The organism is Mycolicibacterium sarraceniae (genome assembly GCF_010731875.1).
GTDB lineage: Bacteria > Actinomycetota > Actinomycetes > Mycobacteriales > Mycobacteriaceae > Mycobacterium > Mycobacterium sarraceniae.
On record NZ_AP022595.1, the window covers coordinates 4,281,153 to 4,295,023 of the forward strand.

Here is a 13,871-nt window from a genome sequence, read left to right on the forward strand (position 1 = left end):
GCCGGATCGACGCCGTTGGGAGAATTCTAGCCGCCGGCTCAGGCCGGGATGGCCTCGGAGGTCAGACCGATCAGACCGAGCCGGAACTGGATCGTCAGTTCTTCGATGGTGCAGTGGTCGAGCCGCCAGCCGTCGAACCACCAGTCCATCTGCAATTCCCCGTCGCCGCGGTAGGCGAGCACCCCCAGGGCCGGACCGTCGGTGAGCTGAAGCGGTCCGAGTGCCGGATCCGGCGGCAGCCCGAGAAACGAGAACACGACGTCGGCCGGCGCATTGCTGAGCTGCCTGGCTGGCGTCAACGCCTCGCGGACATCAGCCAACAGCGCGTTGGCATCCATGTGTCGTTCTTCAGCACAGCACAGCCGGACCGGGCGGACCGTGGTCAAACCACTGATCGTCGCGAAACCGACGCCGATGGTCCGGGCGATCGCCCGGCCCAGAGCGGCCAGAAGAACTTCCTCGACACCGAGACCGGCGAACTCAACAGCACCGTCGAGTTCATCGGTCAGTTCGTGGGACAGCGGAGCCGAGAGTCGGACCAAATCCTCTGGTCGAGGCCGGCCGAGAGTCCGATCGTCAACTACCCGCACATTGCTAGACGGGTAGGTCACAGGAGCAACCATGGCCGTTACGGTAGCGGTTGTGTCCCAAAAATGGGAGACCAATCCCGAAATTGTGACGACGCTGTCAATTGACCTATGAATTCCCTGAATTGCGTTCCGAGTACCTATTACCGGGAGTTCCGGGTTATTCTTTGCCGGTGCCCAGGACGGATAAAAACGGAGGTCAGCTCAAGACCTCGCTCGGCCACCTCCTGGACGGGGACATCGAAGCCAAGGGCGTCCACGACGCCTGAAGGTACCTCAAGCAGCACGTATTACCGGCGGGTCAAGGAACGCGTCCACCCCAATGCCGAGGAGCTGCGCCTGGTGGCCACGCGATCCGGGCTCAGTTATCCGGACTTGCAGGTCCACTTCCGATTGATGAGTCGCGAAGAACTCCGGCAATACATCGATTCGGCCGACATTTACGCTGACGACAATTGATACCGTCGCCACGACTCGAATTCCTGGAAACCTCTCAGAATTGAAACCTCGACTCAACGATCCGCCACTGTAGTATTTGCTGACGTTATTCGGGCGTTAGGCGATGACTGCATGGGTCTTGGTGCGCATATCACTGAACATCGCCCTGCAGGGCCGGCGTGGTGCTGGTATTGCGCCAACGCTTCAGGAGCTCGAAGGCGGCAAGCTGGTCTGGTTCTTCGCCTGCGCGTGCGTGGCGCATCAAGACCAAGTTCACCCGAGCGTCGAGCTGACCGCGGACACCCTCGGGCGGGTCCCCGATAATGGGCATCGATGAAATTCGCGGTGAGCATCCACGGGACACGCGGTGACGTCGAACCCTGTGCGGCAGTAGCACTTGAGCTGCAGCGTCGCGGGCACGACGTGCGGATGGCCGTACCACCCAACCTCGTCGGTTTCGCCGAGTCCGCGGGCGTTGCGGCCCTCGTCGGCTACGGTCCCGACTCCCAGAAACAACTGCAGGGCGACGTCTTCGAGCGCCCCGATGCGCTCACGGCGGCCGCTCCGGCGGACTGGGTCCGGCTAGGCAACCCGCTGACTGCCGTGCGCAAAGCCAGGGCGGCGGCGACTCGCGGCTGGTCCGAGATGAGCGACACGCTGCTGTCGCTGGCCGACGGCGCCGACCTGATGGTGACGGGCACGGCGTATCAGGAGATCGCGGCCAACGTGGCCGAGTTTCGCGGCATCCCGCTGGCCGAGGTGCACTACTTCCCGGTGCGGGCCAACACCCAGGTACTGCCGGTCAAGCTGCCGCTATCCGTGGCCAGCGCGGCATATTCGATGGGTGAATGGCTGCACTGGCGGCTGCTGAAACCGGCGGAATCCGCCCAGCGCCGCGACCTGGGCCTGCCCGTGGCGACCACCCGGCCGGTGGCGCGCATCGTGGCCGCGGGCGCACTCGAGATCCAGGCCTACGACAAGGTGTTCTTCCCCGGGCTGGCCCGGGAATGGGGTGAGCGACGCCCGCTGATCGGATCACTGACACTGCAGCTTCCCACCGAGGTCGACACCGAAGTGACATCGTGGATCGCCAACGGAACGCCACCCATCTACTTCGGCTTCGGCAGTATGCCGATCGACTCCCCCGCCGAGACGGTTCGGCTGGTCAGCGACGTCTGCGCGGAGCTCGGCGAGCGCGCCTTGATCTGCGCGGGCTTCTCGGATTTCGACGACACTGCCACCGCCGAGCACGTCAAGGTCGTGGGCTCGGTCAACCACGCCGCCGTGTTCCCGTCCTGCCGAGCCGTGGTGCACCACGGCGGCGCGGGCACCACCGCGGCCGGGATCCGGGCCGGAGTGCCCACTCTGGTGCTATGGGTCGCTGCGGAGCAACCATTGTGGGGCAAACAGATAGAACGGCTCGGTATCGGCACATCCCGACGTTTCTCAGCTTCTACACGGTATTCGCTGCTGGCCGATCTACGCGCCGTGCTGTCTCGGCAAATAGTCGAACAGTCCCGTTTGCTCGCCACCCGGATGAGCCCGGCGTCAAGCAGCGTGACCGCCGCGGCCGACCTTCTCGAAGCGGCCGGCCGCAACCGCCGCCCCGGCTGATGTCAACGCTGCTCAGGCCCGGCAAGGTAGAGTTTCGCGCTGTGTGGACAACCGTGGTGCTACTGGGCCTCGCGGTGAGCATCGAGCCCGCACGTATCGGGTTGATCGCCCTACTGCTGACCCGTCCCCGGCCGGCGCGGCATCTGTTCGTCTTCCTCTGCACCGGCCTGACGGTGAGCCTCAGCGTGGGCTTCGCGGTGCTGTTCATCTTCCACCACAGCTTCCTGAGCAAGGCCAACTTCAACCCGGCGCTCATCCAGATCGGCATCGGTGCCGTCGCCGTATTGCTGGGCGGCCTGTTGGCGTCCAACATTCCGTTGAAGCAGTTCGCGCGCAAGGAGATGGTCGAGGTGCCGGCCGGTGCCGCCGATACCCCCGTCGTAGTGCAGGATGCCGCGCCGCCGAGCCGGTTCAGCCGGCTGTCGACCAAGGTGCGCGGCTTCGCCAAGGGCGAGTCGTCGTGGTTCTCGGGTTCGATCGGCGCGGCGCTGGCGATGCCGAGCGTCGACTACATGGCGCTGCTGGCGCTGATCATCGCCTCTAAGGCCCCGCCCATCGAGCAGGCGTCGGCGTTGGTCACCTTCCTGCTGCTGGCCAGCTGGGCTGCGGTGATCCCGCTACTGAGTTTCATGGTGGTACCCGGCAAGACCCGGATCTGGGTACAGCGCTTCAACGAATGGATCCGCACCCGCACCCGCAAGCACGCCGGTGCGTTTGTCGCGGTGGTCGGGATCATCCTGATCGGGGTTGGCCTGCACAGCCTGTGACCCGAGTCAGACGATGACGCCGGTGAGCCCGAACTCGGTGAGCGTCGTCTCGGCCAGCTCGCGCAGCTGCTGCTTGGTGTTCTCCGCGCCGATCTCGTAGGCCTCGATCGAGATCGAGACCTTCCCGTTTACCCGCGCGGACACCACGACGAGCTGACCGCGCGACCGCTCGATCTCCCGCATCGTCACGTTCTGGTCCAACGCACGCAGAATCACCAACTCGGCAGTGGTGCCGTCGACCTGGGCGATCTGCGGCGGCAGATCACCGAGGTTCGAGCAGGACACCGGCAGATCCTCGGAGTAGGAGAACAGCAGCTCGGCCACCGCTTTGACCGCGGCCTTGGGTAACCACGGCATCAGCGGTAGCAGTTCCATGGTGGGGTCGGTCTGTTCCTTGGCCATCTGCCGCGCCTCGCGGACGACGGTGCGGGCCTCGGTCAGATCGACGGTCACCTTCTCCGGGTCGACGGTGGCATTGGCGAAGGCCATGGCAAGGGCACGGTCGTCTTCCAGGCTCTCCCGGAGGTTGATCGCGATCACCAGCGTCACCGCTCCGTCGGAGCGACGGCACCGGCCCATGTGCTTGGCCACCTGCGCGGTGAACCCCACCAGCAGGGAATAACCGTTCCCGCCAAGGCTTTCCGCGCGCGCATCCCACTCCGCGATATCGACGATGACCGCCGCCGAAGGTACCGAGACGAACTCCTCGATCGGCTGGCCGGCGCGCGTCTTTCTGGATTGGGCGAGCTCTCGCCGCTTCCCCCACACCAGTTTTGCGCCGTTGACCAGCGCCTTGCGCGTCACCGGCAGGTCACGCACGACCTGGCGCGCGTCGGCGGCCAACGCCTGGCGACGGGTCCGCGAGCCCGGCCGGTCATATCCCGCGTCACGGACGGTATCGGTGACCGCTTCGAAGACCGCTAGCCCGGCCCCGATCCCGTCCCCGATGACATGCGAGCCCACCATGCTGATCGCGGTGGAACCGTCGGTGAGCGGTTGCACGACGAGATACCACGTCGGGCCGTGCTCGGGGTCGATCGGCAGACTGGCGAGCTCGTCTGCCCAATCCATGAGCTCGGCGCGCGGACGGGCCGTCTCGTTGATCTGGATCTCCGACGGAGCATGACCGGGCTTGACCCAGCGCGGCCGGCCGAACGGCAGCGGTGAACGCTCGATGTGCCGTCCGCCGTGCGATTGGGCGAAGTTGCGGTGAAAACGGCGAAGTCCCTCAAAATCGACGGGATGCTCGTAGACCCAGACGCATTGCATGAGCTGGCCACGCCCGGTGGCCCGCATCATCTCGAACGCCGTCTGGTCGAAGAACTCAAGCCGGTGTTCCTGCGATTCAGTGGTCACTGCTCAAACCCTCACTCGATGACGTTGGACAGCTGGAACTCTGCCAGAGTCTGGGCGATCACCTCGCGTAGCCGCGCGCGCGAGTTGTCCGCGCCCGGTAGATAACTCATGACCGGCAGGATGACTTTACCGCCCAGGCGCATCGAGGCCACCGTCATCAGCCCGTGCCGTCGCTCCAGGACACCGCGGGTCAGATTGCGGTCGATACCGCGGAAGTAGAACCGTTCGGCCACGGTGCCGTCGACGCTGAGCAAAATGTCGGGCACGTCCCCCAGATTCGAGCAATTCACCGGTACGTCGTCGGTGAAGCTGAAGGCCATATCGGCCATCCGGGCCATCGCGCGTTTGGGCAGGAACGGGATGAGCGGTAGCAGCTCGACCATCTCGTCGGGCTTCTCCCGCGCGGTCGCCAGACCCTGCTTGATCGCCGTACGCGCTCCGGAAAGATCCTTCGCCACCGGACCGGGGTCGAACGTCACTTTGGCGATCGTCACGACATTGCCGCCGGTGTCGTCGGCGTCAGCACGCTCGCTGACCGGAATCATCAGCGTCACGGCGCCGTCGGTCGCACGCGTGCGGCCCAGAATTTCGGCCAGCTTGCCGGCGAATCCGGCGACCAGCGAAAAATGATTACCACCGAGCCTCTCCGCCCGGCTATCCCAGTCGCCGATGTCGATGAGCGCCGTGCTGAACGCCGTCTTGACGACGTCATCGCTGCCACCGACGGACGTCGGCACCGGCACGCTGGGGCGGGTCAGCTCGGCTTTGCGACGGGTGGCCACGTTGGCCGCTTTGCGCAGCGTTCGGCCGATCTCGGGCAGATCCTTACCCAGTTGTCGGACGTCTTCACGAAGGGCACGCATGCGGGTGCGGGAATTGCGGGGCGGATAACCCAGGTCTTTGCGGATGCCCAGAACGGCATCAGCGACCGTGACGACCGCACCGCCACCGTCGATCACGGTGTGCGAATCGACCAGGCTCACGGCGCTGGTTCCGTCGGTGAACGACTGGACACCCAGCCGCCAGGACGGACCGAATTCCGGATCGAGAGGCAGCTCCACCTGCTCGTGCGCCCAGTCGTACAGCTCCTCACGGGGGCGCGGATGCTCGGCAATGTCCAGCTCAGCCTGCGGTCCGGGAACCGAGACCCACCGGTGGCGGCCGAACGGCAGCGGCGAGCGCTCGATCAGCCGGCCGATGAGCCCCTGGCCGTAGTTCTGATGGAAACGCCGAACACCGTCGAGGTCGATCGGATGCTCGTAGATCCATAGGACCTGCATGACGGCCTCTTGACCGGCCCCGCGCAGCGCCAACAGCAGCGCCTGGTCGGCGTAGGGCACCACATTGTCGGGTGCGGGCCGGCGGTCGTCGCCCACCGGCATCAGACCGTTGCGACGGGCAAGCGAGACGACGACACGAGTTCGGAGCGGCCGTCGGCCACCCGAAGATAAATGCACTTCATGAGTTCGACGAACTCGGCAACAGACTCGCGAGCGATCGGGTTGTCCGGGTAGGCGACGGTGATGATCGTGCCTTCGGTGCGCCGGTTCACCCACATGCCGACCTGATTCGCCGCGCCCAGATCGGTGTAGATGTGCCCGCTCTGCGCATACCACTGAGACATGATGACCGGGTTCAGCGGCGGCAGGCCCACGTCGAGGTAGGACAGCATCGGCACACCCGGTCCGGCCGGGTGGATACGTGGGGTGGACTCCGACTCGGCAAGCTCGTACACCCGCTCGATGGGCACGTTTGCCAGCGGCATCCCCGAGTCGAACGACTCCTGGGCGGCGCGGGCCACCTCGGCGAAATTGCGCGCGGCGACGGGTACCGACAGCGGAACGACGCCGGTGAACCAACCGGTGGTCATGAACTCCGCCGGAGTGCTGCGGGTGGTGGTCGGCGTGATGACGTGGTAGTCGTCGGCACCGGTCAGCTGGCGGTGGGCGATGGCAGCGGCAGCGAAGACGCCACCGATGAAGCGGACACCCGCCGCGGTGCAGGCCGACTCGAAGCGGTCCGACTCGTGATCGTCCATCAGCTGAACGGTCAGCAGGTCACCGCTGCAGTGCACGGACGGATCACCCAGCGGCAACGGGAACGTCGGCAGGGTTCCGCCATTGCTGTCCAGGAAGTCCAGCCAGCCGCGAACGTCCGGCGAATCCATGGTCAGCTGCTCGGTGTAGCTGCGCTGGCGCACGCAGTAGTCGGCGTAGCTGCCCGCATCCGGCAGACGCAGCGGTGCGCCACCGCCGGCCAGGGCCTCGTAGTTCATGTGCATCTCGACGAACAGCGCCATCATCAGCATCGCGTCGGCGTGCAGGTGGTCGACGCTGACGTAGAACGTGAAGTGATCGGCGCGCTGGATGACACCGAAGCGGAAGCAGTCCCACTCCAGCGGGCTCGGGGTGTCGAGGACGTGCTTCTTCCACTGCGCCGAGTTCATCTCGCCGTGCTTGCTGGCCACGAACTGGATGTCGTTCGGGTTCCCGAGGGTGTGGCGGACGATCTGGTCGGCGTCGTCAAACTCGAACCAGCTGTGATAGGTGTCGTGCCGGCGCAGGTAGGCATTGATGACGAAGGTCATCGCCCGGACGTCACACTTGCCGGGCATGTTCCATGCCGGGATCAGCAGCCGCGCCATCTCCAGCCCATTGGCCGTGTGATTGCGGTAGCTGCGGATGTGCTGGCCCTGCTGGTAGCTCGCAGGCACGTCGCTCACGGGCGCGTCCTGGACCTTCTTCAGGCATGCCGGCGACGGGCTCCACGACACGACCGTGCCCGGCGCGTCAACCCAGTCATGGATTGCGGTAAGTGCGACCACTGTCAGATTCCCCTATCGACCCTTGTTTGTCAGCGTGCAGACGTGATGACGCCGGCAAGCGTTTCGCACAGGCTTTCGGCCAGCGACCGGACAGTAGTTATATCCATCGATCGAACGCGTATTCCCGTTTCAGTTTCGATACGGGTTCGTAGTTCGAGGTTCCCCAAGGAGTCCAAACCGTACTCCGAAATCGGCCGGTCTGGGTCGATAGATCTCCTCAGTATCAGGCTGAGCTGCTCGGATACCAGCCGGCGCACCCGCGTCGTCCATTCGTCGCGCGGCAGGTCATGCAGTTCTGCCCGGAAGCTGCTGGTGTCTGCCGGCCGGTCTCCGCTGGCCTGGAAAGCCTCGGCGAACGGGCTGCGCGCGGCGAGATCGGTCAGCCACGGCGTACCGATGATCGGTGCGTAGCCGCTGTAGGCGCGGTCGTGGCGCAGCAGCGCCTCGAACGCATGCGCGCCCTCGTCCGGGCTGATCATCGCGGTGTCGCCGGCAGCGGCCAGGTGCTTGCCGGCGCCGATCTCGTCCCATGCCGCCCAGGCGATCGCGGTGGCGGGCAGACCCTGCGAGCGGCGCCAGTGGGTGAACCCGTCGAGCCAGCTGTTGGCCGCGGCGTAGGCACCCTGCCCGGGCGAGCCCATCAGGGCGGCCGCCGAGGAGAACGAGCAGAACCAGTCCAGCGGCTGCGCGGTGGTGGCCCGGTGTAGGTGCCAGGCGCCGTAGACCTTTGGAGCCCAGTCCCGGTCGATCAGCTCATCACTGATATTGGTCAGGATCGCGTCCTCGACGACGGCGGCGGCGTGCAGGACACCGCGCACAGCCCGGCCGGTCTCGGTGGCCACCGCCACCAGGCGGTCGACAGTCTCCGACAGTGCGATATCGCCGCTGACGACCTCGACCTCGGTACCGGCGGCCCGCATGCGGGCGATCTCGGCCAGTGCTTCGGCCTTCGGCTCAGAGCGCGAGTTCAGCACGATCCGGCCGCAGCCGGCCGCAGCCATCTTCGCGGCGAGGAACAAGCCAAGGCCGCCGAGACCACCGGTGATGATGTAGGAGCCGTCCGTGCGGAAGACCGTGGCCTGCTGCGGCGGCACCATGACATTGCTGTGGCCCACCTTCGGCACCGAGAGCAGCAGCTTGCCGGTGTGCTCGGCCGCACCCATCACGCGGATGGCGGTCGCGGCGTCGGCCAGCGGGTAGTGCGTGGTCTCCGGCTGCGGCAGGACGCCCTCGGCGGTCAGCCGATAGACGGTGCTCAGCAGGTCGCGGACCTGCTCGGGGTGCGTGGTGGCCATCAGCGCCAGGTCGACACCGTAGAAGGACAGGTTGCGCCGGAACGGGAACAGCCCGAGCCGGGTGTCGCCGTAGATGTCCTTCTTACCGATCTCGACGAACCGGCCGCCGAAGGCGAGCAGGTCGACGCCGGCCCGCTGGGAGGCACCGGTCAGCGAGTTCAGCACGATATCGACGCCGTAGCCGTCGGTGTCCTTGCGGATCTGCTCGGCGAAGGCGGCGCTGCGCGAGTCGTAGACACCGGTGATGCCCATATGGCGCAGGATGTCCCGGCGCTCCTCGGTGCCGGCGGTGGCGAAAATCTCCGCACCGGTGTGGCGAGCGATCGCGATCGCGGCCTGACCCACACCACCGGTCGCGGAATGGATCAGCACCTTGTCGCCGGCCTTGATCTTGGCCAGGTCGACCAGGCTGTACCAGGCGGTGGCCGACGCGGTTGACACCGCAGCGGCCTGATCGTCACGCAGGCCCGCCGGCAGCGTCACGGCGACGTCGGCGTCACAGGTCACGAACGTGCCCCAGCAGCCGTTGGGCGACATACCACCCACGTGGTCGCCGACCCGGTGCGAGCTGACCTGCGGACCGACCGCGGTGACCACGCCGGCGAAGTCGATGCCCAGCTGCGGGTTCAGACCTTCGAAGCTCGGGTAGCGACCGAACGCGAGCAGGACGTCAGCGAAGTTCAGGCTGGACGCGGTGACCGCGACCTCGATTTGCCCCGGTCCCGGCGGGATGCGGTCGAAGGCAGTCAGCTCGAGGGTCTGCATATCGCCCGGGGTACGGATCTGAAGGCGCATGCCGTCGCGGGAGTGATCCACGACGGTGGTGTAGCGCTCATCGGGCCGCAACGGGCTCGGGTGGAGGTGGGCGGTGTACCACTCGCCACCCCGGAACGCCGTTTCGTCTTCTTCCGAACCGCTCAGCAGAACGCGGGCCAGCAGCTTGGAATCAACATCGTCATCGACATCGATCTGACTGGGGCGCAGCTGCGGATATTCGGCACCGACCACGCGCAACAGACCACGAAGGCCGGCCTGCTCGAGGTTCGGCCGGTCGTCAGCCAGCACCGTCTGGGCGTCGCGGGTGATGACGTAGAGCCGCGGCGGGTCACCGGCGGTGTCGGCCAGCTCACGGGCGATCCGCACCAGGTGGCGGACGTGCTCTGCCCCGCGGTGCGGCAGCTGCTCTTCGGGACAGCCGTTGCGCGCGCCGCTGACGACGATGACGTTGGCGAAGCCGCCTTCGGTCAAGTACGCGCGCAACCGCTGGGCGTTGCCCGCGTGGTCGGCCTGCTGCGGCCAGGACATCGTGGTGACGTCGGCGTCGCTGAGTTTCAGCGCGTCCGTAAGCGCTGAGGACAGCAGGTCGGCCACATCGGATGTGCTGACCACCAGCCACGTCGCGGATGTGGTGTGGGTGATCTCGGCGACCTGGTTCTGGCGCCACTCGATGCCGAGCAGGCGCTCGTTGAGCACCCGGTCGCCCTCGTGGTCCTTGGACATCCCGGTGCCCATTCGCAGACCCTGGACGGTGAACAACACCGTGCCGTAGTCATCGAGGAGATCGATATCGGCCTCGACCGAAGAACCGTCCAGTGAAGTCAGCTTGGTCAGGCAGTAGCGGGCATTGCGGGTCGTTCCGTGCACCCGCAGGCGGTCCACACTCAGCGGCAACAGCAGCCCACCGGCGCCGGAGGCCTGTACGCCCGGATGGGCGGCCACCGACTGGAAGCAGGCGTCCAGCAGCGCCGGGTGGACACCATAGGAGGTTTGCTGGTTGCGGATCGAGCTGGGCAGGCCGATCTCGGCCAGCACGGTGTCGCCGGTCTCATCGGCGGCGTTGACCGCGACCAGCGCCGTGAACGCGGGGCCGAACTGCACGCCGCGCCCGTCGAACCACTGGCGCACGCCCTCGCCGTCAGCGCGGTTGGGGTGGGCGTCGCGCAGCGCGTCCATGTCGTAGGCGGTCGGCTGCCCAACAGTCTCGCTGGCAGACAGCGTTGCGCTGGCGCGGCGCTCCCGCTCACCGTCAGTGTCGGTCTCGACGACAAAGTCGAAGAGACCTGAGCCGTCCGCCGAAGCGACGGCGCTGACCGGAGTCACATCCTTGAGCAACAGCATCGCCTCGAACGTGACGTCGCGAACCTCGGCGTCGTCACCGAACACGGTGCGCGCGGCGGCCAGCGCCATTTCGCAGTAGGCCGCACCGGGCAGTGCCGCGACATTGTTGATCTGGTGATCGACCAGCCACGGGTGCGCGCCGGTACCGACCTCGGCGGCCCAGGCGTGGCGCTCGGGCTCTTCCAGCAGCCGGACGTGCGAGCCCAGCAGCGGGTGGGCGGCGACCAGGTGCGCGCCTCGGACCTCGTGGCCGACACCGTCGGCGATCAGCACCAGGTTGCGGTGGGTCCACGTGGGCAGCGGGGCATCGACCAGGTGACCGACCGGGTAGAGAACCGAGAAGTCCACCTGCGCGCCTGCGGAATACAGATCGCCGAGGAAGTCGCCCATACCGTTGGGGACCTCTTGGCCGCGACGCATGCCGGCCAGGGCCGCGACGCTGATGTCGAGCGTGCCGGCGGTCTGGTCGATGGCACGGATCAGGAGCGGGTGCGGGGCCAGCTCGCCGAAGACGCGGAAGCCATCTTCCAGAGCGGTCTGAACCGCTGCCGAGAACCGGACCGTGTGGCGCAGGTTGTCCACCCAGTAGTCGGCATCGCAGTACGGCTGCTCGCGGGGGTCGAACGAGGTCGCTGAGTAGTAGGGCACCTCGGGTGCCATCGGCGTGATGTCGTCCAGCATCTCGGCGAGCTCGTCGAGGATCGGATCGACCTGCGGCGAGTGCGATGCCACGTCGACGTTGACCTCGCGGGCCATGATCTCGCGGGCTTCCCAACCGGCCACGATCTTGCGGACGGTATCGGTGGCGCCGCCGATGACGGTCGATTTGGGCGATGCGACGACGGCGACGACCACGTCTTCGATGCCCTGCTGCTCGAGCTCCTCACGCACCTGCTGTGCGGGCATCTCGACGGAGGCCATCGCTCCCCCGCCGGCCAGTCGCAGGCACAGCAGCGAGCGGCGGCAGATGACCTTGACGCCGTCTTCCAGGGACAGCGCCCCGGAGACGACGGCGGCGGCGACCTCACCGAGCGAGTGACCGATGACTGCACCGGGCTGCACCCCGTAGGAAGCCATGGTGGCCGCCATCGCGACCTGCACGGCGAAGATGGTGGGCTGAACCCGGTGGATGCCCTCGACGGTGTTGGGGGCGGTCATCGCCTCGGTAACCGAGAAATCCGACTCGGCGGCGATCAGTGGCTCGATCTCGGCGACCTTGGCCGCAAAGACCGGCTCGGTGGCCAGCAGGCCGGTGCCCATCGACGCCCACTGCGAACCCTGCCCGGAGAAGATCCAGACGGGGCCGCGGTCGTCGTGGCCAACGGCGGCCTGATACGGCTCGTCACCCTCGGCGACTGCGCGCAACTGCTTGATCAGCGAGCCGCGATCCTCGGCGATGACCGAGGTACGCACCGGACGATGGCCGCGCCGACGGCTCAGCGTGTAGCCCAGATCCGGCAGCGACAACTCATCACCGGCGTTCTCGACCCACTGAGCCAGCTTTGCGGCGGTGTTGCGGAGCTCATCGACCGAGGTGGAGCACACCGGGAACAGCAGCAGGTCGTGGGTGGCGCGGTCGGCATCGACGCGTACGGGGGCCTCGGGGGCCTGCTCCAGGATCGCGTGCACGTTGGTGCCGGACATGCCGTAGGACGAGACGCTGGCACGGCGCGGGCCGTCCTGCCTCGGCCACGGGATGTTCTCGGTCGGGACAAACATCCCGGTCTTGACCTTGGCGTTCTTCTCGGACAGCTGGGTGAAGTGCAGGTTCTGGGGCACCACACCGTGGTAAACGGCGAGCACGGCCTTCATGAGTCCCAGCACGCCCGCGGCGGACTCGGCATGGCCGAAGTTGCTCTTCACCGAGGTGAGTGCGGTCGGGCCGGAGTGGCCGTAGACGGTCGAGATGCTGTTGAACTCGATCGTGTCGCCCACCGGGGTGCCGGTGCCGTGCGCCTCGACCATGCCGACGGTGGCGGGGTCGACGTCCGCGGCGGCCAGCGCAGCCTGGAACACCGACACCTGAGCGTCCCGCGACGGCGTCAGGATGTTTTCGGTGCGGCCATCCTGGTTGGACGCGGTGGCTTTGATGACGGCCAGTACGCGGTCGCCGTCGCGCTGGGCGTCATCGAGGCGCTTGAGCACGACGATGCCGCAGCCTTCGGCGCGGACGAAGCCGTCGGCGGCGACGTCGAATGAGTGGCAGCGTCCGGTTGGCGACAGCATGCCCTGGCCCGACGACGATGCGTAGAGACGCTTGTCCAGCATCAGCATCACGCCACCGGCGAGCGCCATATCGCTTTCACCATCGTGCAGGCTGCGGACAGCTTGGTGCACCGCGACCAAACTCGAGGAGCAGGCGGTGTCCATGGTCACCGCGGGGCCGTGGAGACCGAGCGCATGCGAGATGCGGCCCGACGCCATACTGAAGGGCGCGCCGGTGAAGGCGTAGGCCTGATCGAAGGCACCCGCGTCGCTAGTGACCATCGCGTAGTCGTCGTGCGACATGCCGATGAAGACACCGGTCGATGTGCCCGACAAGGACGACGGGGTGAAACCGGCTTGTTCGGTGGCTTCCCAGCAGGTCTCCAGCAGCACTCGGTGCTGCGGGTCCATTGCGGTGGCCTCGCGCTCGTTGATGCCGAAGAAGTCAGGGTCGAAACCGGTCACGTCATCGATGAACGCGCCCCACTTGGACACCGAGCGGCCCGGCACACCGGGCTCAGGGTCGTAGAGGTCGTCGGCCTCCCAGCGATCGGCAGGAATCTCAGTGACCAGGTCGGCACCCTCGAGCAGCGCCTCCCAGAGCATGCGGGGCGAGTCGATACCACCGGGCAGTCTGCAGGCCATGCCGACGACGGCGATGGGGGTG

At 66.8% G+C, this 13,871-nt stretch carries 8 protein-coding genes and 1 pseudogene; 4 read left to right on the forward strand and 5 right to left on the reverse strand.

Annotation, left to right across the window (positions count from 1 at the left end; genetic code table 11):
• Window positions 1–38: 38 nt before the first annotated feature.
• Window positions 39–623 carry a hypothetical protein gene (locus G6N13_RS21425; RefSeq protein WP_163700230.1) on the reverse strand — a complete coding sequence of 195 codons (585 nt, stop codon included), beginning with the start codon at window positions 621–623 and terminating at the stop codon, window positions 39–41.
• A gap of 137 nt (window positions 624–760) precedes the next feature.
• Between G6N13_RS21425 and G6N13_RS21430 the strand changes: the two are divergent.
• The 4 genes and pseudogenes from G6N13_RS21430 to G6N13_RS21445 all read left to right on the forward strand — a co-directional run bounded on the left by G6N13_RS21430 (window position 761) and on the right by G6N13_RS21445 (window position 3,406).
• Window positions 761–1,119 (forward strand): annotated as a pseudogene (locus tag G6N13_RS21430) (XRE family transcriptional regulator).
• A gap of 30 nt (window positions 1,120–1,149) precedes the next feature.
• The gene (locus G6N13_RS21435) at window positions 1,150–1,362 is read left to right on the forward strand and encodes a hypothetical protein (RefSeq protein WP_163700233.1); all 213 of its coding nucleotides are present in this window, start codon (window positions 1,150–1,152) and stop codon (window positions 1,360–1,362) included.
• Window positions 1,359–2,639: a glycosyltransferase gene (locus tag G6N13_RS21440; RefSeq protein WP_163700236.1), complete on the forward strand. Its 1,281-nt coding sequence runs from the start codon at window positions 1,359–1,361 to the stop codon at window positions 2,637–2,639. Before G6N13_RS21435 ends, G6N13_RS21440 begins: the two co-directional genes overlap by 4 nt.
• A gap of 41 nt (window positions 2,640–2,680) precedes the next feature.
• Complete coding sequence (locus G6N13_RS21445; protein WP_179965031.1) at window positions 2,681–3,406, forward strand: GAP family protein; 726 nt, start codon at window positions 2,681–2,683, stop codon at window positions 3,404–3,406.
• 6 nt (window positions 3,407–3,412) lie between these two features.
• Here G6N13_RS21445 and G6N13_RS21450 read toward each other — a convergent pair whose 3' ends face one another.
• The 4 genes from G6N13_RS21450 to pks2 are packed head-to-tail and all read right to left on the reverse strand — an operon-like array spanning window position 3,413 to window position 13,849.
• Window positions 3,413–4,762, reverse strand: a complete 1,350-nt coding sequence (locus G6N13_RS21450) for a hypothetical protein (RefSeq protein ID WP_163700239.1) — start codon at window positions 4,760–4,762, stop codon at window positions 3,413–3,415.
• Window positions 4,763–4,773: 11 nt separating this feature from the next.
• The gene (locus G6N13_RS21455) at window positions 4,774–6,144 is read right to left on the reverse strand and encodes a hypothetical protein (RefSeq protein ID WP_163700242.1); all 1,371 of its coding nucleotides are present in this window, start codon (window positions 6,142–6,144) and stop codon (window positions 4,774–4,776) included.
• On the reverse strand, window positions 6,144–7,586 hold the full coding sequence (locus G6N13_RS21460; protein WP_163700245.1) for a condensation domain-containing protein: 1,443 nt from the start codon (window positions 7,584–7,586) through the stop codon (window positions 6,144–6,146). The genes G6N13_RS21455 and G6N13_RS21460 overlap by 1 nt, the downstream gene beginning before the upstream one ends.
• 29 nt (window positions 7,587–7,615) lie before the next feature.
• On the reverse strand, window positions 7,616–13,849 hold the full coding sequence (pks2, locus tag G6N13_RS21465) for a sulfolipid-1 biosynthesis phthioceranic/hydroxyphthioceranic acid synthase (protein WP_235678111.1): 6,234 nt from the start codon (window positions 13,847–13,849) through the stop codon (window positions 7,616–7,618).
• Window positions 13,850–13,871 lie beyond the last annotated feature (22 nt).